20 protein-coding genes are annotated in these 21,510 nt (G+C 72.2%); 3 read left to right on the forward strand and 17 right to left on the reverse strand.

Translation table 11 applies throughout. From position 1 onward, the window contains the following. Positions 1-5: 5 nt before the first annotated feature. The 12 genes from nuoL to ACZ60W_RS27115 are packed head-to-tail and all read right to left on the reverse strand — an operon-like array spanning position 6 to position 12,529. Positions 6-1,901, reverse strand: coding sequence for an NADH-quinone oxidoreductase subunit L (nuoL, locus tag ACZ60W_RS27060; RefSeq protein WP_469757982.1), 1,896 nt, complete (start codon positions 1,899-1,901; stop codon positions 6-8). Between the two features lie 10 nt (positions 1,902-1,911). Further along, positions 1,912-2,211, reverse strand: coding sequence for an NADH-quinone oxidoreductase subunit NuoK (nuoK, locus tag ACZ60W_RS27065; protein WP_017239464.1), 300 nt, complete (start codon positions 2,209-2,211; stop codon positions 1,912-1,914). Then, a complete protein-coding gene (locus tag ACZ60W_RS27070; RefSeq protein WP_469757983.1) occupies positions 2,208-3,035 on the reverse strand; it encodes an NADH-quinone oxidoreductase subunit J in 828 nt (275 codons plus the stop codon). The genes nuoK and ACZ60W_RS27070 overlap by 4 nt, the downstream gene beginning before the upstream one ends. Continuing rightward, a complete protein-coding gene (gene nuoI, locus ACZ60W_RS27075; protein ID WP_469757984.1) occupies positions 3,032-3,631 on the reverse strand; it encodes an NADH-quinone oxidoreductase subunit NuoI in 600 nt (199 codons plus the stop codon). Before nuoI ends, ACZ60W_RS27070 begins: the two co-directional genes overlap by 4 nt. Next, positions 3,603-4,970, reverse strand: a complete 1,368-nt coding sequence (gene nuoH, locus ACZ60W_RS27080; protein ID WP_469757985.1) for an NADH-quinone oxidoreductase subunit NuoH — start codon at positions 4,968-4,970, stop codon at positions 3,603-3,605. The genes nuoI and nuoH overlap by 29 nt, the downstream gene beginning before the upstream one ends. Further along, positions 4,967-7,465 (reverse strand): NADH-quinone oxidoreductase subunit G, encoded by a 2,499-nt coding sequence (locus tag ACZ60W_RS27085; protein ID WP_469757986.1) that lies wholly within the window; start codon positions 7,463-7,465, stop codon positions 4,967-4,969. The genes nuoH and ACZ60W_RS27085 overlap by 4 nt, the downstream gene beginning before the upstream one ends. Further along, complete coding sequence (gene nuoF / locus ACZ60W_RS27090) at positions 7,462-8,811, reverse strand: NADH-quinone oxidoreductase subunit NuoF (protein WP_469757987.1); 1,350 nt, start codon at positions 8,809-8,811, stop codon at positions 7,462-7,464. Before nuoF ends, ACZ60W_RS27085 begins: the two co-directional genes overlap by 4 nt. Continuing rightward, positions 8,811-9,551 (reverse strand): NADH-quinone oxidoreductase subunit NuoE, encoded by a 741-nt coding sequence (gene nuoE, locus ACZ60W_RS27095; protein ID WP_469757988.1) that lies wholly within the window; start codon positions 9,549-9,551, stop codon positions 8,811-8,813. The genes nuoF and nuoE overlap by 1 nt, the downstream gene beginning before the upstream one ends. Then, positions 9,548-10,870 carry an NADH-quinone oxidoreductase subunit D gene (locus ACZ60W_RS27100; protein WP_469757989.1) on the reverse strand — a complete coding sequence of 441 codons (1,323 nt, stop codon included), beginning with the start codon at positions 10,868-10,870 and terminating at the stop codon, positions 9,548-9,550. Before ACZ60W_RS27100 ends, nuoE begins: the two co-directional genes overlap by 4 nt. Then, positions 10,870-11,601 carry an NADH-quinone oxidoreductase subunit C gene (locus ACZ60W_RS27105; RefSeq protein WP_469757990.1) on the reverse strand — a complete coding sequence of 244 codons (732 nt, stop codon included), beginning with the start codon at positions 11,599-11,601 and terminating at the stop codon, positions 10,870-10,872. Before ACZ60W_RS27105 ends, ACZ60W_RS27100 begins: the two co-directional genes overlap by 1 nt. Continuing rightward, positions 11,598-12,152 (reverse strand): NuoB/complex I 20 kDa subunit family protein, encoded by a 555-nt coding sequence (locus ACZ60W_RS27110; protein WP_030318842.1) that lies wholly within the window; start codon positions 12,150-12,152, stop codon positions 11,598-11,600. Before ACZ60W_RS27110 ends, ACZ60W_RS27105 begins: the two co-directional genes overlap by 4 nt. Before the next feature lie 17 nt (positions 12,153-12,169). Continuing rightward, positions 12,170-12,529 (reverse strand): NADH-quinone oxidoreductase subunit A, encoded by a 360-nt coding sequence (locus ACZ60W_RS27115; RefSeq protein WP_019888619.1) that lies wholly within the window; start codon positions 12,527-12,529, stop codon positions 12,170-12,172. 657 nt (positions 12,530-13,186) lie between these two features. On the opposite strand from ACZ60W_RS27115, the gene ACZ60W_RS27120 reads away from it, so the two are divergent. After that, positions 13,187-14,032 carry a C40 family peptidase gene (locus tag ACZ60W_RS27120; RefSeq protein WP_469757991.1) on the forward strand — a complete coding sequence of 282 codons (846 nt, stop codon included), beginning with the start codon at positions 13,187-13,189 and terminating at the stop codon, positions 14,030-14,032. Positions 14,033-14,107: 75 nt separating this feature from the next. Here ACZ60W_RS27120 and ACZ60W_RS27125 read toward each other — a convergent pair whose 3' ends face one another. Genes ACZ60W_RS27125 through ACZ60W_RS27135 form a run of 3 tightly spaced genes read right to left on the reverse strand, consistent with a single transcriptional unit; the run spans position 14,108 to position 17,597 of the window. After that, on the reverse strand, positions 14,108-15,349 hold the full coding sequence (locus tag ACZ60W_RS27125) for an ABC transporter permease (RefSeq protein WP_469757992.1): 1,242 nt from the start codon (positions 15,347-15,349) through the stop codon (positions 14,108-14,110). Further along, entirely contained in the window at positions 15,346-16,116 is a 771-nt protein-coding gene (locus ACZ60W_RS27130) for an ABC transporter ATP-binding protein (protein WP_469757993.1), read from the reverse strand. Before ACZ60W_RS27130 ends, ACZ60W_RS27125 begins: the two co-directional genes overlap by 4 nt. Next, entirely contained in the window at positions 16,113-17,597 is a 1,485-nt protein-coding gene (locus ACZ60W_RS27135; protein ID WP_469757994.1) for a peptidoglycan-binding protein, read from the reverse strand. The genes ACZ60W_RS27130 and ACZ60W_RS27135 overlap by 4 nt, the downstream gene beginning before the upstream one ends. Positions 17,598-17,940: 343 nt before the next feature. Here ACZ60W_RS27135 and ACZ60W_RS27140 point away from each other — a divergent pair, with 343 nt between their 5' ends. Both ACZ60W_RS27140 and ACZ60W_RS27145 read left to right on the forward strand, forming a co-directional pair. Next, entirely contained in the window at positions 17,941-18,354 is a 414-nt protein-coding gene (locus ACZ60W_RS27140; RefSeq protein WP_469757995.1) for a hypothetical protein, read from the forward strand. Between the two features lie 38 nt (positions 18,355-18,392). Beyond that, positions 18,393-19,313 carry a hypothetical protein gene (locus tag ACZ60W_RS27145; protein WP_469757996.1) on the forward strand — a complete coding sequence of 307 codons (921 nt, stop codon included), beginning with the start codon at positions 18,393-18,395 and terminating at the stop codon, positions 19,311-19,313. 42 nt (positions 19,314-19,355) lie between these two features. Here the strand turns inward: ACZ60W_RS27145 and ACZ60W_RS27150 are convergent, their stop codons facing one another. Together ACZ60W_RS27150 and ACZ60W_RS27155 are read right to left on the reverse strand one after the other, a co-directional pair. Beyond that, on the reverse strand, positions 19,356-20,642 hold the full coding sequence (locus tag ACZ60W_RS27150; RefSeq protein ID WP_469757997.1) for a geranylgeranyl reductase family protein: 1,287 nt from the start codon (positions 20,640-20,642) through the stop codon (positions 19,356-19,358). Positions 20,643-20,788: 146 nt separating this feature from the next. Further along, on the reverse strand, positions 20,789-21,484 hold the full coding sequence (locus ACZ60W_RS27155; RefSeq protein WP_469757998.1) for a demethylmenaquinone methyltransferase: 696 nt from the start codon (positions 21,482-21,484) through the stop codon (positions 20,789-20,791). Positions 21,485-21,510 lie beyond the last annotated feature (26 nt).

A 21,510-nucleotide genomic window follows, 5' to 3' on the forward strand; every position in this document is an offset into this window, starting at 1 on the left:
GGTGGTTACACCGCCCTCATCAGCAGGGTCGCGGCGATCAGCACCGCAGTACCTCCGAACATGGAGACCGCGTAGGTGCGGGCGTAGCCGTTCTGGAGCTTGCGCAGCCGGCCGGAGAGTCCGCCGACGGAGGCCGCGGTGCCGTTGACCACGCCGTCGACCAGGGTGTGGTCGACGTACACGAGCGAGCGGGTGAGGTGCGTGCCGCCCGTGACGAACACGGCGTGGTTGAAGTCGTCCTGGAGGAGGTCGCGGCGCGCGGCCCGGGTGAGCAGCGAGCCGCGGGGGGCGACCACGGGGACGGGCCGGCGGCCGTACTGGAGGTAGGCGATGCCGACGCCGATCACCATGACGGTGACGGTGGCGGTGGTGATGACCCCGGCGCCGATCGGCGGGTGGCCGTGCTCGAAGCTGGTCACCGGCTCCAGCCAGGCGACGAACCGGTCGCCGATCCCGAAGAAGGCGCCCGCGAAGACCGAGCCGAAGGCCAGCAGGACCATCGGGACCGTCATCGACTTCGGCGACTCGTGCGGGTGCGGCGGGTGGCCCTCGGCGTCGGGCTGCCAGCGCTTCTCGCCGAAGAAGGTCATCAGCATCACGCGGGTCATGTAGTACGCGGTGATGGCCGCGCCCAGCAGGGTGACCGAGCCGAGGATCCAGCCCTCGGTGCCGCCCTTGGCGAAGGCAGCCTCGATGATCTTGTCCTTGGAGAAGAAGCCGGACAGGCCGGGGAAGCCGATGATCGCGAGGTAGCCGAGGCCGAAGGTGGCGAAGGTGACCGGCATGTACGTCCGCAGGCCGCCGTACTTCCGCATGTCGACCTCGTCGTTCATGCCGTGCATGACCGAACCGGCGCCGAGGAAGAGACCGGCCTTGAAGAAGCCGTGGGTGACCAGGTGCATGATGGCGAAGACGTAGCCGATGGGGCCGAGTCCGGCCGCCAGGATCATGTAGCCGATCTGCGACATCGTCGAGCCGGCGAGCGCCTTCTTGATGTCGTCCTTGGCGCAACCGACGATCGCACCGAAGAGGAGCGTGACGGCGCCGACGACGGTGACGACCAGCTGGGCGTCGGGGGCGGCGTTGAAGACGTCGGCGGAGCGGACGATCAGGTAGACGCCCGCGGTGACCATCGTGGCCGCGTGGATGAGGGCCGAGACCGGGGTCGGGCCCTCCATCGCGTCCCCGAGCCAGGACTGCAGCGGCACCTGGGCCGACTTGCCGCAGGCGGCGAGCAGCAGCATCAGGCCGATCGCCGTCAGCGTGCCCTGGCCCGCCTTGTCGGTCTCCGCGAAGACCGGCCCGAAGGCGAAGGTGCCGAAGGTGGTGAACATGATCATGATGGCGACCGAGAGGCCGATGTCGCCGACCCGGTTGACCAGGAACGCCTTCTTCGCCGCGGTGGCCGCGGAGGGCTTGTGCTGCCAGAAGCCGATCAGGAGGTACGAGGCGAGGCCGACGCCCTCCCAGCCGAAGTACAGGAGCAGGTAGTTGTCGGCGAGGACCAGCAGCAGCATCGCCGCGACGAACAGGTTGAGGTACCCGAAGAAGCGGCGGCGGCGCTCGTCGTGCTCCATGTAGCCGATGGAGTACACGTGGATGAGCGTGCCGACGCCGCTGATCAGCAGGACGAACGTCATCGACAGCTGGTCGAGCTGGAAGGCGACGTCCGCCTGGAAGCCCTCAACGGGGATCCAGGTGTAGAGCCGCTGGTGCATGGCCCGGTCGTCGGCGCTCCTGCCGAGCATGTCGGCGAAGAGCGCCAGGCCGACGGCGAAGGACGCGGCCGCGAGGAGCGTGCCGATCCAGTGCCCGGACCGGTCGAGCCTGCGGCCGCCGCAGAGCAGGACCGCCGCGCCGAGCAGGGGCGCGCCGATGAGCAGCGCAATGAGATTTTCCACGGTCAGCCCCTCACAGCTTCATCAGGCTGGCGTCGTCGACCGAGGCCGAGTGGCGGGCACGGAAGACGGACACGATGATCGCGAGCCCGACGACGACCTCCGCGGCGGCGACGACCATCGTGAAGAACGCGATGATCTGGCCGTCGAGGTTGCCGTGCATGCGGGAGAAGGTGACGAACGCGAGGTTGCAGGCGTTGAGCATCAGCTCGACGCACATGAAGACCACGATCGCGTTGCGCCGGATCAGGACCCCGGCCGCGCCGATGGTGAACAGCAGGGCGGCGAGGTACAGGTAGTTGACGGGATTCACCGGGTGGCCTCCTCTTCGTCCCGGTCCCGGCCGAGCCGCTCCGAGGAGCGCTGCTCCAGGGCCTTGAGGTCGGCCATCGCCTCGGAGGACACGTCCCGGATCTGGCCCCGCTTGCGCAGGGTCTGCATGACGGTGAGCTCCGCGGGCGTGCCGTCGGGGAGCAGACCGGCGACGTCCACGGCGTTGTGCCGGGCGTAGACGCCGGGCGCGGGCAGCGGCGGCAGGTGCTTGCCGTCGCGGACGCGCTGCTCGGAGAGCTCGCGCTGGGTGCGGGCCCGCTCGGTGCGCTCCCGGTGGGTGAGCACCATCGCGCCGACGGCGGCGGTGATCAGGAGCGCGCCGGTGATCTCGAAGGCGAAGACGTACTTGGTGAAGATGAGGGCGGCGAGGCCCTCGACGTTCCCGCCGTACGCCGCGTTGGCGGCGCCGAGGCCGGCGAACTCGGTCAGCGACGCCTGGCCGATCCCGGCGATCAGCAGGATGCCGAAGCCGAGGCCGCAGGCCGCCGCCCACCAGCGCTGCCCCTTGATGGTCTCCTTCAGCGAGTCCGCGGCCGTGACGCCGACCAGCATGACGATGAAGAGGAAGAGCATCATGATCGCGCCGGTGTAGACGACGATCTGGACGATGCCGAGGAAGTACGCGCCGTTGGCGAGGTAGAAGACCGCGAGGACGATCATCGTGCCGGCCAGCGACAGCGCGCTGTGCATGGCCTTCTTCATCAGGATCGTGGCGAGCGCGCCGAGGACGGCGACGGTCCCGAGGATCCAGAACTGGACGGCCTCGCCGGTGGAGGTCGTGTAGGCCGCGAGGGTGGCGTTCACGCGTCCGCCCCCTCGGGCTCGCCCTGCTCGCCCCGGGAGACGGCCACCTGCCGGACGGTGCCGGGGGCGGCCTCGGTGACCAGGCCCCGGTAGTAGTCCTGCTCGGTCATGCCGGGGAAGATCGCGTGCGGGGAGTCGACCATGGTCTCCTCCAGGCCCGCGAGCAGCTGCTCCTTGGTGTAGATCAGGTTCTCGCGGGAGGAGTCGGCCAGTTCGAACTCGTTGGTCATCGTCAGCGCGCGCGTGGGGCACGCCTCGATGCACAGTCCGCACAGGATGCAGCGGGCGTAGTTGATCTGGTAGACGCGGCCGTAGCGCTCACCGGGCGAGTAGCGCTCCTCCTCGGTGTTGTCCGCGCCCTCGACGTAGATGGCGTCGGCCGGACAGGCCCAGGCACACAGCTCGCAGCCGACGCACTTCTCCAGGCCGTCGGGGTGACGGTTGAGCTGGTGCCGGCCGTGGAAGCGGGGCGCCGTCGTCTTCGGCTGCTCCGGGTACTGCTCGGTCAGCCGCTTCTTGAACATGGCCTTGAAGGTCACGCCGAAACCGGCCACCGGATTCTGGAAGTCAGACACCGTCCGTCTCCTTTCCGTCATTCGCAGTAGCGGTATCGGGGGCGCCACTGGCCACGAGGTCCCGGTCCCGCCGGGGCCTGCGCCGCGGCACGGGCGGCAGCGACTGCCCGGGCTTGGGCGGTACGGGGAAGCCGCCGGCCATCGGGTCGAAGGCGGGCGCGGCCGCGGCCGCGGGGGCCGCCTCCCCGCCCTTCGCCTTCCGGTCGCGGAAGAGGTCCACGAGGAAGGAGAGCAGGAGCAGTCCGAGGACGGCACCGGCCACGTACAGGACGATGTTCGAGAAGGCGATGTTCTCGTTCCGCATCGCCCGGACGGTGGCGACCAGCATCAGCCAGACCACGGAGACCGGGATGAGGACCTTCCAGCCGAGCTTCATCAGCTGGTCGTAGCGGACGCGGGGCAGGGTGCCGCGGAGCCAGATGAAGAAGAACAGCAGCAGCTGGACCTTGACGACGAACCAGAGCATCGGCCACCAGCCGTGGTTCGCGCCCTCCCAGAAGGTGGAGACGGGGTACGGGGCCCGCCAGCCGCCCAGGAAGAGGGTCACCGACACGGCCGAGACCGTCACCATGTTCACGTACTCGGCGAGCATGAACATCGCGAACTTGATGGAGGAGTACTCGGTGTTGAAGCCGCCGACGAGGTCGCCCTCGGACTCCGGCATGTCGAACGGCGCGCGGTTCGTCTCGCCGACCATCGTGATGATGTAGATGATGAACGAGACCGGCAGCAGGATCACGAACCAGCGGTCCGCCTGCGCCTCGACGATCGCCGACGTCGACATCGACCCGGAGTAGAGGAAGACGGAGGCGAAGGCCGCGCCCATCGCGATCTCGTACGAGATCATCTGCGCGCAGGAGCGGAGCCCGCCGAGCAGCGGGTACGTGGAGCCGGAGGACCAGCCGGCGAGGACGATGCCGTAGATGCCGACGGAGGCGACCGCGAGGACGTACAGCATCGCGATCGGCAGGTCGGTGAGCTGCATCGTGGTGCGCTGGCCGAAGATCGAGACCTCGTTGCCGGCCGGGCCGAAGGGGATCACGGCGATCGCCATGAAGGCCGGGATCGCGGCGATGATCGGGGCGAGGACGTAGACGACCTTGTCGGCCTTCCGGACGATCACGTCCTCCTTGAGCATCAGCTTGATGCCGTCCGCGAGGGACTGGAGCATGCCCCAGGGGCCGTGCCGGTTGGGGCCGATGCGCAGCTGCATCCACGCGACGACCTTGCGCTCCCACACGATGGAGAAGAGCACGGTCACCATGAGGAAGGCGAAGCAGAAGACGGCCTTGACCGCGACGAGCCACCAGGGGTCCGTGCCGAACATGGACAGGTCTTCTGCGGCGAGCGGCATGCTCATGCCTGCACCTCCGTGACGTCGGCGGGGCGCGGGGCCGCCGGACCGATGCGGACCAGGTCGCCGGGGCGGGCGCCGGTGTCGGAGAGGACGCCTCGGCCGACGGAGTTCAGCGGCAGCCAGACGACCCGGTCGGGCATCTCGGTGACCTGGAGGGGCAGCGCCGTGGAGCCGGCCGGGCCGGTCACCTCCAGGACGTCGCCGTCCTTGACGCCGGTGTCGGCGGCGGTGGCGGCCGAGAGCCGGGCGACCGCCGCGTGCCGGGTGCCGGCCAGCGCGGTGTCGCCCTCCTGGAGCCGGCCGAGGTCGAGCAGGAGGCGGTGTCCGGCGAGGACGGCCTCGCCGTCGCCGGGCCGGGGTGCCGGCTGGCCGGGCTCCGCGGGCTCGGTGGCCCGCTCCTCGGTCCAGCCGCCCAGCCGGTCCATCTCCCGCCGCACCGACCGCAGGTCGGGCAGGGCCAGGTGGGCGTCGAGCGCGTCGGCGAGCATGTGCAGCACGCGGGCGTCGGACGGGGCGAGGGGCCGGGTCATCTGCTCGGGCTTGAGCGCGGCCTCGAAGAGCCGGGCCCTGCCCTCCCAGTTGAGGAAGGTGCCGGGCTTCTCGGCGACGGCGGCGACCGGGAGGACGACGTCGGCGCGCCGGGTGACCTCGCTGGGCCGCAGCTCCAGGGAGACGACGAAGGCGGCGTCGAGGGCCTCGCGGGCGCGGACCGGGTCGGGCAGGTCGGCGACCTCGACGCCGGCGACGAGCAGCGCGCCCAGTTCGCCGGTGGCGGCGGCCTCCAGGATCTGGCCGGTGTCGCGGCCGTAGCGGTGCGGGAGTTCGCGCAGGCCCCAGGCGGCGGCGACCTCCTCCCGGGCGCGCGGGTCGGTCGCGGGCCGGCCGCCGGGCAGCAGCGCCGGGAGGGCGCCCGCCTCGACGGCGCCGCGTTCGCCGGAGCGGCGCGGGATCCACACGAGCCGGGCGCCGGTGGCGGCCGCGGCGCGCAGGGCGGCGGTGAGCGCGCCGGGCACGCCCGCGAGGCGCTCGCCGACGGCGATGACGGCGCCCTCCTCGCGGAGGGCCTCGGCGGCGGCGGGGCCCTCGCCCTCCAGGCCGACCCGGGAGGTCAGCGCGTCGAGCCACTCGGTCTCGGTGCCGGGCGCGGCCGGCAGCAGGGTGCCGCCCGCCTTCTCCAGGCCGCGGGTCGCGAAGGGGGCGACGGCGAAGGTGCGCTGGCCGTGCTTGCGCCATGCCTTGCGGAGCCGCAGGAAGACGCCGGGGGCCTCCTCCTCGGACTCCAGGCCGACGAGGAGCACGGCGGGCGCGGCTTCGAGCGAGGTGTACGTGACGCCGCTGCCGTCCAGGTCCCGGCCGCGGCCGGCGACGGCGGAGGCCAGGAAGTCGGCCTCCTCGCCGGAGTGGACCCGGGCCCGGAAGTCGACGTCGTTGGTGTCGAGGGCGACCCGGGCGAACTTGGCGTACGCGTAGGAGTCCTCGACGGTCAGCCGGCCGCCGGTGAGGACGCCGGTGCGGCCGCGGACGAGTCCACGGGCGGCGGCCTCCAGGGCCTCGGGCCAGGAGGCCGGCTCCAGTTCGCCGGTCTCCGGGTCACGGACGAGCGGGGTGGTGAGCCGGTCGCGCTGCTGCGCGTACCGGAAGCCGAAGCGGCCCTTGTCGCAGATCCACTCCTCGTTGACCTCGGGGTCGTCGGCGGCGAGCCGCCGCATGACCTTGCCGCGCCGGTGGTCCGTGCGGGTGGCGCAGCCGCCGGCGCATTGCTCGCAGACGGACGGCGAGGAGACCAGGTCGAAGGGGCGGGAGCGGAAGCGGTAGGCGGCCGAGGTGAGGGCGCCGACCGGGCAGATCTGGATGGTGTTGCCGGAGAAGTACGACTCGAAGGGGTCGCCCTCGCCGGTGCCGACCTGCTGGAGCGCGCCCCGTTCGATCAGTTCGATCATCGGGTCGCCCGCGACCTGGTTGGAGAAGCGGGTGCAGCGGGCGCACAGGACGCACCGCTCGCGGTCGAGCAGGACCTGGGTGGAGATCGGGACCGGCTTCTCGTAGGTGCGCTTGACGCCGTCGAAGCGGGACTCGGCCTGGCCGTGGGACATGGCCTGGTTCTGCAGGGGGCACTCGCCGCCCTTGTCGCAGACCGGGCAGTCCAGCGGGTGGTTGACGAGCAGCAGCTCCATGACGCCGTGCTGGGCCTTCTCGGCGACGGGGCTGGTGAGCTGTGACTTCACCACCATGCCGTCGGTGCACGTGATCGTGCAGGAGGCCATCGGCTTGCGCTGGCCCTCGACCTCGACGATGCACTGGCGGCAGGCGCCGGCGGGGTCGAGGAGCGGGTGGTCGCAGAACCGCGGGATCTCGATGCCGAGCTGTTCGGCGGCGCGGATGACGAGCGTCCCCTTGGGGACGGAGATCTCGGCGCCGTCGATGGTCAGCGTCACGAGATCCTCGGGCGGCACCGGCGCGCTGCCGCCGCCACCGGGGGTGGACGCGATGACGGTCATGCGGTCACCTCCTTGTGGTTGTCCGCCCAGGCGGTCGACTTGGCCGGGTCGAAGGGGCAGGCCCGGCCGGTGATGTGCTGCTCGTACTCCTCGCGGAAGTACTTCAGCGAGGAGAAGATCGGGGAGGCGGCACCGTCGCCGAGGGCGCAGAACGACTTGCCGTTGATGTTGTCGGCGATGTCGTTCAGCTTGTCGAGGTCCGACATGACGCCCCGGCCCGCCTCGATGTCGCGGAGGAGCTGGACGAGCCAGTACGTGCCCTCGCGGCAGGGGGTGCACTTGCCGCAGGACTCGTGGGCGTAGAACTCGGTCCAGCGGGTGACGGCGCGGACGACGCAGGTGGTCTCGTCGAAGCACTGGAGCGCCTTGGTGCCGAGCATGGAGCCGGCGGCGCCGACGCCCTCGTAGTCGAGGGGGACGTCGAGGTGCTCGTCGGTGAACATCGGGGTGGAGGAGCCGCCGGGGGTCCAGAACTTGAGGCGGTGGCCGGGGCGCATCCCGCCGCTCATGTCGAGGAGCTGGCGCAGGGTGATGCCGAGGGGGGCCTCGTACTGGCCGGGCGAGGTGACGTGCCCGCTGAGCGAGTAGAGCGTGAAGCCGGGGGACTTCTCGCTGCCCATCGACGTGAACCATTCCTTGCCCCGGTGGAGGATCGCGGGAACGGAGGCGATGGACTCGACGTTGTTCACCACGGTGGGGCAGGCGTACAGACCGGCGACCGCCGGGAAGGGGGGACGCAGCCGGGGCTGGCCGCGGCGCCCTTCGAGCGAGTCGAGCAGGGCGGTCTCCTCGCCGCAGATGTACGCGCCGGCGCCGGCGTGCACGGTGAGTTCGAGGTTCAGTCCGCTGCCGAGGATGTTCCGGCCGAGGTAGCCGGCCGCGTACGCCTCGCGGACGGCCTCGTGGAGGCGGCGCAGGACGGGGACGACCTCGCCGCGCAGGTAGATGAACGCGTGCTCGGAGCGGATCGCGTAGCAGGCGATGATCATTCCCTCGATGAGGGAGTGCGGGTTGGCGAAGAGGAGGGGGATGTCCTTGCAGGTGCCGGGCTCGGACTCGTCGGCGTTGACGACGAGGTAGTGCGGCTTGCCGTCGCCCTGCGGGATGAACTGCCACTTCATGCCGGTGGGGAAGCCCGCGCCGCCGCGGCCGCGGAGGCCGGACTCCTTGACGTAGGCGATCAGGTCGTCGGGGCTCATGGCGAGGGCCCGCTTGAGTCCCTGGTAGCCGTCGTGACGCTCGTAGGTCTCCAGGGTCCAGGAGTCGGGCTGGTCCCAGAACGCCGAGAGGACGGGCGCCAGGAGCTTCTCGGGGCTGCTGTTGTTGATCTCGGCGGCCAAGGTCATCACTCCCCCTCCTGTCCGGAGGTCTCACCACGCGGGTGGACGATGCGGTGCTTCGGGTTCTCGCCCTTGGCCAGTCGCAGGCCGACGAGGGAGGCGGGGCCCGCCCCGCCGGTGGCCTCGACGGCGCCGGGGCGCTCGTCGGGGAAGCCGGCGAGGATGCGGGCGGTCTCCTTGAAGGTGCAGAGCGGGGCGCCGCGGGTGGGTTCGACGGTCCGGCCGGCCCGCAGGTCGTCCACCAGCTGCTTGGCGGAGGCGGGGGTCTGGTTGTCGAAGAACTCCCAGTTGACCATCACGACGGGCGCGAAGTCGCAGGCGGCGTTGCACTCGATGTGTTCGAGGGTGATCTTGCCGTCCTCGGTGGTCTCGTCGTTGCCGACGGCGAGGTGGGCCTTGAGCTCCTCGAAGATGGCGTCGCCGCCCATGACCGCGCAGAGCGTGTTGGTGCAGACGCCCACCTGGTAGTCGCCGGAGGGCTTGCGCCGGTACATCGTGTAGAAGGTGGCGACGGCGGTGACCTCGGCGGTGGTCAGGCCGAGGAGTTCGGCGCAGAACCGCATGCCGGTGCGGGTCACGTGGCCCTCCTCCGACTGCACGAGGTGCAGCATCGGCAGGAGCGCGGAGCGGGAGTCCGGGTAGCGGTCGATGATCGCGCGGGCGTCGTCCGTCAGACGGGCGAGGACCTCGGCCGGGTAGGCGGGGGCGGGGAGCTGGGGCATCCCCAGGCTGACGTTCTCCGTCATCGGTCGACGCCTCCCATCACGGGGTCGATGGAGGCGACGGCGACGATGACGTCGGCGACCTGGCCGCCCTCGCACATCGCGGCCATGGCCTGGAGGTTGGTGAAGGACGGGTCGCGGAAGTGGACCCGGTAGGGGCGGGTGCCGCCGTCGGAGACGACGTGCACGCCGAGCTCGCCCTTGGGGGACTCGACGGCCGCGTACGCCTGTCCGGCGGGGACCCGGAAGCCCTCGGTGACCAGCTTGAAGTGGTGGATCAGGGCCTCCATGGAGGTGCCCATGATCTTCGCGATGTGGTCGGGCGAGTTGCCGAGGCCGTCGGGGCCGAGAGCGAGCTGCGCCGGCCAGGCGATCTTCTTGTCGCCGACCATGACGGGCCCGGGCTCCAGGCGGTCGAGGCACTGCTCGACGATCCGGAGCGACTGGCGCATCTCCTCCAGGCGGACGAGGAAGCGTCCGTAGGAGTCGCAGGTGTCGGTGGTCGGGACCTCGAAGTCGTACTCCTCGTAGCCGCAGTACGGGTCGGCCTTGCGCAGGTCGTGCGGGAGGCCGGCCGACCGGAGGATCGGTCCGGTGGCGCCGAGGGCCATGCAGCCGGTGAGGTCGAGGTAGCCGACGTCCTGCATGCGGGCCTTGAAGATGGGGTTGCCGGTGGCGAGCTTGTCGTACTCCGGCAGGTTCTTCTTCATGGTCTTCACGAACTCGCGCAGCGCGTCGACGGCGCCGGGCGGGAGGTCCTGGGCGAGGCCGCCGGGGCGGATGAACGCGTGGTTCATGCGCAGGCCGGTGATCAGCTCGTACAGGTCCAGGATCATCTCGCGGTCCCGGAAGCCGTAGATCATGATCGTGGTGGCGCCGAGCTCCATGCCGCCGGTGGCGATGCACACCAGGTGGGAGGAGAGCCGGTTGAGCTCCATGAGCAGGACGCGGATGACGCTGGCGCGGTCCGGGATCTGCTCGGTGATGCCGAGGAGCTTCTCCACGCCGAGGCAGTACGCCGTCTCGTTGTAGAACGAGGTGAGGTAGTCCATGCGCGTGACGAAGGTGGTGCCCTGCGTCCAGGTCCGGTACTCGAGGTTCTTCTCGATGCCGGTGTGGAGGTAGCCGATGCCGCAGCGGGCCTCGGTGACGGTCTCGCCGTCGATCTCCAGGATGAGGCGGAGCACGCCGTGGGTGGACGGGTGCTGGGGGCCCATGTTGACGACGATCCGCTCGTCGTCGGCCTTGGCCGCGGACTGGACGACCTCGTCCCAGTCGCCGCCGGTCACCGTGTAGACGGTGCCTTCGGTGGTCTCGCGGGGAGACGCTTCTGAGGTGGACATCAGCTGTACGACCTCCGCTGGTCCGGAGCCGGGATCTGGGCGCCCTTGTACTCGACCGCGATGCCGCCGAGGGGATAGTCCTTGCGCTGCGGGTGGCCCTGCCAGTCGTCCGGCATCATGATCCGGGTGAGGGCGGGGTGGCCGTCGAAGACGATGCCGAAGAAGTCGTACGCCTCGCGCTCGTGCCAGTCGTTCGTCGGGTAGACGGCGACCAGCGACGGGATGTGCGGCTCGGCGTCGGGGGCCGAGACCTCCAGGCGGATCAGCCGTCCGTGGGTGAGCGAGCGCAGGTGGTAGACGGCGTGCAGCTCGCGGCCCTTGTCGCCCGGGTAGTGGACGGCGGAGACGCCGGTACAGAGCTCGAAGCGGAGCGCCGGGTCGTCGCGCAGGGTGCGGGCCACGCGGACGAGGTGCTCGCGCTCGATGTGGAAGGTGAGCTCGTCGCGGTCGACGACGGTCTTCTCGACGGCGTTGTCCGGGAGGAGCCCCTGCTCCTCCAGCGCGCCCTCGAGTTCGTCGGCGACCTCGTCGAACCAGCCGCCGTAGGGGCGGACGGCCGGGCCGGGGAGCCGGACGGAGCGGACGAGGCCGCCGTATCCGGTGGTGTCGCCGCCGTTGTTCGCGCCGAACATGCCACGCTGGAGGCGCACCTCCTCGCCGTGGTCCCCCCGCTGGCCGGGCAGGTTCTGCGCGCTCAGCTCCTTCTCGGGGTTGGGTGTCTCGTCACTCACCGGAGCAGACCCTTCAATTCAATGGTCGGCAGCGCCTTGAGCGCCGCCTCCTCCGCCTCGCGGGCCGCCTCCTCGGCGTTCACGCCGAGCTTGGAGCTCTGGATCTTCTGGTGGAGCTTGAGGATCGCGTCGAGCAGCATCTCCGGGCGCGGCGGGCAGCCGGGGAGATAGATGTCGACCGGCACGATGTGGTCGACGCCCTGGACGATCGCGTAGTTGTTGAACATGCCGCCCGAGGAGGCGCAGACGCCCATGGAGATCACCCACTTGGGGTTGGGCATCTGGTCGTAGACCTGCCTCAGGACGGGGGCCATCTTCTGGCTGACCCGGCCGGCCACGATCATCAGGTCGGCCTGGCGCGGCGAGCCGCGGAAGACCTCCATGCCGAAGCGGGCCAGGTCGTACCGGCCGGCTCCGGTGGTCATCATCTCGATGGCGCAGCAGGCGAGGCCGAAGGTCGCGGGGAAGACGGACGCCTTGCGCACCCAGCCCGCGGCCTGTTCGACCGTCGTCAGAAGAAAGCCGCTCGGGAGTTTCTCTTCGAGTCCCATAGGTGCCCCTCAGCCCCTCAGTCCCATTCCAGACCGCCGCGGCGCCACACGTACGCGTAGGCGACGAAGACGGTGAGCACGAAGAGCAGCATCTCCACGAGCCCGAAAAGCCCCAGGGCGTCGAAGGTGACGGCCCAGGGGTAGAGGAAGACGATCTCGATGTCGAAGACGATGAAGAGCATCGCCGTCAGGTAGTACTTGATCGGGAAGCGACCGCCTCCGGCGGGAGTGGGCGTCGGTTCGATGCCGCACTCGTACGCCTCAAGCTTTGCCCTGTTGTACCGCTTTGGCCCGATAAGCGTGGCCATGACCACGGAGAAGATCGCAAACCCCGCACCCAGGGCACCGAGCACGAGGACGGGCGCGTACGCATTCACGCTCCTCGCTCCTTCCAGTCGTCCTTGACCGTTGGACCGCACCGCCGGCGTGAAAGATCGCCCCCATGTGAGGCAGTTCACAAGCCCGGCTGCCCCGCATCCTATGCCCGCCCCTCTGTGATCTGCGACACGGGGTACACCAAGGACTTTGTGATCTCCACCACCTGACGAAGGATCATGAAGTCGGATGAGCGGTGATCTTGTCGCGCGAAGCGCCCAGGTGATCACCAGATGTGACATCCGGACCGGAAGTGGCAGCTCGGAGGGGGTGTCGCACTATCAAGTGATGGCCACTGCAAGCAAATTGGTGATGGACGCATCCGGGTGATAAAGGAACCCGCCGTCCCCCGGTCGGGGGGTCTCGCGGACGCAGATGGACGCGTGCACGGATTCACGAGCGGAGATGTGACCTGCGTCACGCCACAAGGCCACCAAAAATGTGGGGCTTGGCCATGGGCGTCAAGAGGTGGTAAGCGTCGGGCAATTCGGACCTTTCAATGAAAACCCGTGATCACGGCCTGGATGGGCCATGCCCGATTTGCCCGTTACGGCGTCAATAAGGGCGCCAGAGAAGCGGATTGGGTGGTTCCGAACGTAACTGTGGCGCAACCCACGTTTCTTGAAGGGAACCGCGAACCCCTGATAGCGGTTGTTCCCATGTCCCACACCGCTCACATACCCAGCCACCGGAAGCCCCGCCGCAGCGCTTCTAAGCTCGCCCTGCGCGCCGGAGTTGCCGGTGGCGTCCTCGGCACCATCGCGGTGGCCGGTGCCGCCGGACCGGCCAACGCCGAGCCGGTGACCGAGACCATCGAAATGCCCACCCTGGGCTCGCTCGACGTCGGTGGCCTCGCCAGCGCCGTCGCCGCCTCCGCGGAGGCGTCCCAGCAGGAGGCCCTCGACCAGAGCCTGGAGAGCCAGGAGAACCTGGCCCTCCAGAAGGCCGCCAAGGACGCCAAGAAGGCCAAGGCCGAGGCGGACCGCAAGGCCGAGGCCGAGCGCGCCGAGAAGGCCCGCGCCAAGGCCGAGCAGGAGCGCCAGGAGGCCGCCGCCCGCGCCTCCCGCGACAGCGAGCGGACCCAGCTCTCCGCCCAGTCGTCCGGCGACACCTCCGGCTCCTCCGTCGGCGAGAGCACGCAGGCCCCGACCGGCTCCGCCGCCGCGATCGTCGCCTTCGCCCGTGCCCAGGTCGGCGACGCCTACGTCTCCGGCGGCACCGGCCCCAACTCGTGGGACTGCTCCGGCCTCGTCCAGGCCGCCTACCGCGAGGCCGGCATCGACCTGCCCCGCATCTCGTACCAGCAGTCGAGCATGGGCACCTCCGTCTCCCTGAGCAGCCTCCAGCCGGGCGACATCCTCTACTGGGGCAGCCGCAGCGGTTCGTACCACGTCGCCATCTACGTCGGCGGCGGCAAGTACGTCGGTGCGCAGAACCCCTCCACCGGTGTGGTCGAGCGCTCCCTGGACTGGGACATGCCCTCGGGCGCGGTCCGCATCCTCTGATCTCCGCACGACGAAGGGCCGTCACTCCTCGGGGGAGTGACGGCCCTTCGTCGTGCCCGCCGCCGGGCGGGGACGTCAGTGGCGCAGCGCCTCGGCCGGCTCGATCCGGGCGGCCCGCCAGGCCGGGTGGAGGCCGGCCGCGAGCCCGCTGACGAGGCCGAGCGCCGGGGCCGCCACGACGGCCGGCGGAGGGACGACCGGCGTCCAGTGCCGCACCAGCGCCACCCCGACCACCGCGCCGACGCCCAGCGCCGTGCCGACGAGCCCGCCCAGGGCGCCCAGAACGCCCGATTCCGCGAGGAATTGAGCGGTGATGTGCCGTCGGCCGGCCCCCAGCGCGCGGCGCAGCCCGATCTCGCCGGTCCGCTCCAGGACCGCGACCAGGGTGGTGTCGGCGATGCCGACCGCCCCGATGACCAGGCAGACCGCGGCGAGCAGGAGGAACAGCTGGTCGAGGTCGCCCGTGACGCCGGCCCGCAGGGTCCTCGGGTCCGGCGGCGGCACCGCCTTCAGGTACTCCGGACGGTCCGGGCGGAGCGCGACCGGCGCCTCGTCCGCGATCTGCCGGGCGGCCCCCGGTTCCGTGGCGACGAGCATCCGCGCCGCCCCGTCCGCCGGCGGGCCCCAGATCCGCTCGGCCGTGGTGCGGGGCACCGCCACCGCCATCAGCAGGTCCGGCCGGCGCCGTACGTCGTCGACGATCCCGGCCACCGTGAACGGCTCGTCCCCGATGAACACCGCGGGCCGCGTCCGCAGGGTGGTGATGCCGAGCCGGGCGGCGGCCGACGAGCCGAGGACCGCCACCGGCTGCGCCGTCGCCGAGGCGAACCCGTCGTACAGCCGGCCCTCCGCGACCCGGGGGACGGCGGCCCGCAGCGCTCCCGGCGAGGCGGCGACGACGTCGATCCGTTCGCCGTCGGCGCCGTCGCCGACCGGTGCCGCGCGGACGGCGGTGCCCGGCGCGAGGCGCACGGTCCACAGGACACCGGCGTCCCGCACCCCGCCGAGCCGCTCGATCCGGGCGTCCGCGTCGGCGGGGAAGGCGGGACCGGCGAACGCGTCGTGCTCCCGGGCGACGTCCTCCACGGTGACCTCGGTGGCGGTCAGCAGGTCGAAGCGGGAGTCGATCCGCGCGGACGCCGTCGCCGTCAGGCCGAGGACGGCGACGAACGCGCCCACCCCGAGGACCGTGCCGAGCGCGGTGAGCGCCGACCGCCCGGGGCGCCGCACCAGCCCCGCGACCGCCTCGGAGAGGACGTCGCGCGCGGAGAGGCGGGAGCGCTCCAGGGCGCGGGGGGCCCGGCGGGGGCACCTCATCCGGGACTCCGGTCCGGCTCCGCACGGGGCGGTTCGGTCAGGACGCCGTCCCGGATCGTCACCGTGCGCCGCGCGCGGGCGGCGACCTCGCGGTCGTGGGTGATGACGAGGACGGTCATGCCGGCGGCGTGGAGCTCGCTCAGCAGCGCGAGGACGGTCTCCGCGTTCCCGGAGTCGAGGTTGCCCGTGGGCTCGTCGCAGAGCAGCAGCGACGGTCGGGCGGCGAGCGCCCGGGCGATGGCCACCCGCTGGCGCTCCCCGCCGGAGAGCCGCGCGGGGAGGGCGTCCGCGCGGTGGCCGAGCCCGACCCGGTCCAGGGCCTCGCGCGCCCGCCCCTCGCGTGCGGCGCGGGGCACGGCCGCGTACAGCGTGGAGAGCATGACGTTCTCCGTCGCGCTGCGGTGCGGCAGGAGGTGGAACGCCTGGAAGACGAAGCCGACGCGGCGGCCGCGCAGCGCCGTGCGCTCGGCGTCGCGGAGGGCCGCGGTGTCGATGCCGTCGAGCAGATAGCTGCCCTCCGTGGGGGCGTCGAGCAGCCCCACGACGTTCAGGAAGGTGGACTTGCCCGAGCCGGAGGGGCCGACGACGGTGACGAACTCGCCGGCGTGGACGACGAGTTCGCAGGGGCGCAGGGCCTGGACGGGCGGCGGGCCGGGGTAGGTGAGGCCGACGCCGCGGAACTCGACGACGGGGACGGCGGGGGCGGGGTACGGGGTGCGCGGCGCGGGCCCTCGGTCCCGCGCCCGGAGCCGTCCGGGCGGGGTCACGGGGCTCCTCCGGTCTCCGGGCCCGCGCCGGTGGCCGCCACGCCGGTCACCACGGTGTCGCCCTCCCCGAGGGCGGCCGGGACGCGCGGGACGACCTCCACGTACCCGTCGCCGAGCGTGCCGGTCCGGACCTCGACCGGCTCCTGGCGGCCGCCGCCGCGGACGGCGGTGACGACGGTCCTGCCGTCCGCGCCGGCGGAGACGGCGGTGACGGGCACGACGAGGGCCTCGCCGTCGGTGGAGGCGGCCTCGACGGTGAGGCGGACCTCACGGCCGGCGAGGTCCGCCGGGAGCTCCCGGTCGGGGGTGACGGTGAGCAGGTGGCCGGCGGGGCCGTCGGCGGCGGGGGCGGCCGCGTCCCCGGCCTCCTCGGGGCCGGGCACGCCGTCCGGTGGCGCGCCGTCGCGCCGTCGGGTGGCCGTGCCGGCGACGGAGGTCACCTCGGCGGTGACCTCGGTGCCGGTCTCCTCGTCCAGGACGCGCACCGTCCGGCCGGCCTTGACCATGCCCTTCTGGTGCTCCGGGAGGTAGCCCCGGACCATGAGCCGGCCGGAGGAGAGGGTCATCGGGGAGCCGTTCACCGGGGAGCCGGGGACGACGTCGACGGCGGCGACCCGGGCGGGGAGGCGCTCGACGAAGACGATCTCGGCGGCGGGGACCATGGGGCCGGCGGCCGCCCTCGCCGCGGCGAGCACGGTCCGGGCGTCGGCGAGGTCGGCCGCGGCCCGGTCGCGCGCCTTGCGCAGCGCCCTGAGCGCCGGGGCGTCCGGCGGGGCAAGCAGGGCGTCGCGGGCGTCCGGCGGGGCGAGCAGGGCGTCGCGGGCGTCCTCGGCGGCGCGTTCGGCTCCGGTGACGGCCCGGCGGGCGGCGTCGACGGCGGCCCCCGCGTCGTCGACGGCGGGGCGGGGGTCGTAGCCGGCGGAGGCGTAGAACTCCGTCACGGCCTCCTTGGTCCCGGCGCCGAAGGTGCCCCGGGGGTCGCCGCCGCTGCCGTGGCCGAGGGCGGCCAGCGCGTCCTGGAGCTGGGCGACGTCGGCGCCCGTCGCCCCCGGCCTGAGGTCGCGGTAGACGGGGAGCCGTCCCCGCAGCACGAGGACCGGGCGGCCCGACACCTCCAGGACGACCTGCCCGGGGCGGACCGCCGCTCCGGCGGCGACCGGCACCTTCGTGACGACGGCGGCGCCGCCCTCCGCGGCGGGGGGCGGTGCGACGCGGACGGTCTGCCCGGCGACGACGGTCCCGCGCAGGACGACCGTCTCGTGCAGCACGCGGCGCTCGACGCGGGCGGTGAGCACGTCGGGCGGCGGCGGTCCGGCGTCGGCGGCGAGCTGCGCGGGCGAGGTGACGAGGGTGCCGGCGAGGACCCCGGCACCGGTGAGCAGCACGGATCCGGCGACCAGGGCGGCGACGCCGGCGACGCCCCGCGCCGGGCGCGGCCGGCGGTCGGCGGGCGCGTGGTCCCGGGGGGAGGTCTCAGCCACCGACGACCGCCCCGCCGCGGTCGCCGCCGGGCGCGGGGGCGTGGGTACGGGGGGTCTCGGGGCGCGCGGGGGCGGCCGGGAGTCGGGTCATCGGTGCGGTCCTTCCGGGGGTTTCCCGTGACCCTAGCCATGCGGGCGATCGTCCGGTGCCAGGTTCAACAGACAGCGTTATTCAGCCAGTTACCGGGTGTAAACCGTGGCTTCTCTGGCGCGAACAGCCATAGACCGGGGGCGATTTCATGACGTGTACTTCTCAATCGGCGCCGCACGGCCCCCGGGCGTCCCGCGGCCCCGTCCCGCCCCGCTCCCCCCGCCCTCCCCTCTCGTCCCGAAAGGCCACGGCATGCAGAGCACGATCGCCCGGCGCGCCCTCAGCACGGTGGTCGCCCTGACCGCCCTCGGAGCGGGCGTCCTGACCACCGGCGGCACCGCCGCGGCCGAGACCAAGAACGGCGAGCTGGAACTCCGCGAGTTCGGCCTGTTCTACAACTCGTCCCTGCTGGGCTCCGTCTTCGACCTCTACCTGGCCGACTCGAACCTCGCCGACGACCGCTTCGCCGGCTTCGGCACCGGCCAGGGCCAGATCGTCGACAACAACGCCGCCTCGTACTTCAACCGCGACCGGGTCGTCTGGTACGTCTACACCGGCGCGTTCGCCGGGGGCGTCGAGGGAAGCCTCCCGGCGAACTACTACGGCAACGCCTCCGCGACGTTCAAGAACCAGGTCTCCTCGGCGTACCACTACAAGGCCCGCTGAACCGCCCCTCGTTCCGCCCGGACCACCGGAGCAGCCCCATGCGCCCCCGCGCCCCGCACGCCGCCGCCGTCCTGCTGGGCGCGGCGCTCCTCACCGCCTGCGCCTCCGGCACCGACGGCCCCTCCGCCCCCGCCCCGCCGCCCGACGTGACGGACGCGGCGCGGCTGACGTACCCGCTGGACGGCTACAAGCCCACGGACGAGGAGAGTCGCGGGATCGAGCGGGCCCAGGCGCTGCTGACCGCCGACTGCATGCGGCGGTTCGGCTTCTCCTACCGGCCGCCGGAGCAGCCCCGGCCCGTCCGGTCCGGCACCGCCTCCCGCTACGGGCTCACCGACGCCGCGACCGCCGCCCGGTACGGCTACGCGCCCCGCGGCGGGGCGCTGCCCCCGGCCAAGGCACCGGCGGACGAGGGGCTCGGCGCCACCGGCGAACTGGTCCTGGGCGGACCGCCGCTGCGCGGCCGCGTCCCGATGAGCCTCGCCGAGTCCGAGCGGACCGACAGCGGCCGGACGGTCAACGGCCGGAAGGTCCCCGTCGGCGGCTGCGGCCGCGAGGGGTTCCTGCGGATGTACGCGCCGGAGGACGGCGCGGTCGACGCCCTCTTCGTCTTCCGGCTGGAGACGGAGGCGTACACCCGGGCCCGGCAGGACCCGGGGGTCGCGCGGGCCGTCGGCGACTGGTCGCGCTGCATGGCGGAGAAGGGCTACCGGACCGACGACCCGGTCAGCCCCCAGCAGGACCTCGGACTCCCCCGGGACGCGTTCGGCGGGCCGAGGGCGGTCGCCGCCGCCGCGCAGGACGTCGCCTGCAAGAAGCGGACCCGGCTCGTCGCCCTCTGGTACGCCGCCGAGGTCGGCTTCCAGAAGGAGGCCGCCGAGCGGCACGCCGAGGCCCTGACCCGGGCCGGGTCGGAACTCGACGCCCGGATCCGGCTGGCGGCGAGGCGCAACGGCTGACCGCCCCGGAGCGGCACGGCCGGCCGTCGGCCCCGCCCCGGTTCAGGCCTTCGGAGCGACCTTCGACAGGCCGTTGATGATGCGGTCCATGGCGTCGCCGCCCGTCGGGTCCGTGAGGTTCGCGAGCATCTTCAGCGTGAACTTCATCAGGAGCGGGTGGGTCAGACCGTGCTGGGTCGCGATCTTCATGATCTTCGGGTTGCCGATGAGCTTCACGAAGGCGCGGCCCAGCGTGTAGTAGCCGCCGTAGGTGTCCTTCAGGATCTGCGGGTAGTTGCGCAGCGCCAGCTCGCGCTGGGCGGGCGTCGCCCGGGCGTGCGCCTGGACGATGACGTCGGCCGCGATCTGGCCGGACTCCATGGCGTACGCGATGCCCTCGCCGTTGAACGGGTTGACCAGTCCGCCCGCGTCGCCGACGAGCAGCAGGCCCTTGGTGTAGTGCGGCTGGCGGTTGAAGGCCATCGGCAGCGCGGCGCCGCGGATCGGCGTCGTCATGTTCTCCGGGGTGTAGCCCCAGTCCTCCGGCATGGAGGCGCACCAGGCCTTGAGGACCTCGCGCCAGTCCAGCTCCTTGAAGGCGGAGGAGGAGTTGAGGATGCCCAGGCCGACGTTGGACGTGCCGTCGCCCATCGGGAAGATCCAGCCGTAGCCGGGCAGCAGCCGGTCCTGCGGACCGCGCCGGTCCCACAGCTCCAGCCAGGACTCCAGGTAGTCGTCGTCGTGGCGCGGGCTGGTGAAGTACGTGCGCACCGCGACGCCCATCGGGCGGTCCTCGCGCCGGTGCAGGCCCATGGCCACGGAGAGCCGGGTCGAGTTGCCGTCGGCGGCGACCACGAGCGGCGCGTGGAAGGTGACCTCGCGCTTCTCCTCGCCGAGCTTGGCGTGGACGCCGGTGATGCGGCCCGTGCGGTCGTCGATGACCGGGGCGCCGACGTTGCAGCGCTCGTACAGCCGCGCGCCGGCCTTCTGCGCCTGCCGGGCGAGCTGCTCGTCGAAGTCGTCGCGCCTGCGGACGAGTCCGTAGTCCGGGTACGAGGCGAGGTCGGGCCAGTCGAGCTCCAGGCGGACGCCGCCGCCGATGATCCGCAGGCCCTTGTTCCGCAGCCAGCCGGCCTCCTCGGAGATGTCGATGCCCATCGACACGAGCTGCTTGGTGGCGCGGGGGGTGAGGCCGTCGCCGCAGACCTTCTCGCGGGGGAACGCCGTCTTCTCCAGGAGCAGGACGTCGAGCCCCGCCTTGGCCAGGTAGTACGCGGTGGTGGAACCCGCCGGGCCCGCCCCGACGACGATCACATCTGCGGTGTGCTCGGAGAGGGGCTGCTCAGTCACGGCGGGGTCTCCCGAAGGTTCGGCGTTGAGGACGTATCGCAGTCTATGGCGGGCGGACCCGGCGGAAACGGAGGGCCCTCGCCCGCCCCGCCCCGCTGCCCCGCTCCCGCCGCGTGCCCGGACCCGGCCCCGGGCGCGGGCGCGGGTCAGTCGGTCTTGAAGCCCCGGTGGAGGGCGACGATGCCGCCGGTGAGGTTGCGCCAGGCCACCTTCGACCAGCCGGCCTTCTGCAGCAGCCCCGCCAGGGTCGGCTGGTCCGGCCAGGACTGGATGGACTCGGCCAGGTACACGTACGCGTCGGGGTTGGAGGAGACGGCGCGGGCCACCGGCGGCAGCGCCCGCATGAGGTACTCCTCGTACACCGTGCGGAACGGCGCCCACGTGGGGTGCGAGAACTCGCTGATGACGACCCGGCCGCCCGGCTTCGTCACCCGGTACAGCTCGCGCAGCGCCTGCTCGGTGTCCTGGATGTTCCGCAGCCCGAAGGAGATGGTCACGGCATCGAAGACGTCGTCGCGGAAGGGCAGCTTCGTGCCGTCGCCCGCCGTGAACGGCATCCACGGGTGCCGCTTCTTGCCGACCCGCAGCATCCCGATCGAGAAGTCGCAGGGCACGACGTACGCCCCCGCGCGCGCGAACGGCTGCGACGAGGTGGCCGTGCCGGCGGCGAGGTCCAGGATCCGCTGCGCCGGGCGCGCGTCGACCGCCTTCGCGACCTCCTTGCGCCAGCGCCGGTCCTGCCCGAGGGAGAGCACGTCGTTCGTGAGGTCGTAGTTCGCCGCCACGTCGTCGAACATCGTGGCGACTTCGTGCGGCTGCTTGTCCAGGGATGCTCGCGTCACCCGGCCATTGTGGCAGCCGCCGGATT

It is taken from the genome of Streptomyces sp. NPDC104202 (assembly GCF_055584185.1).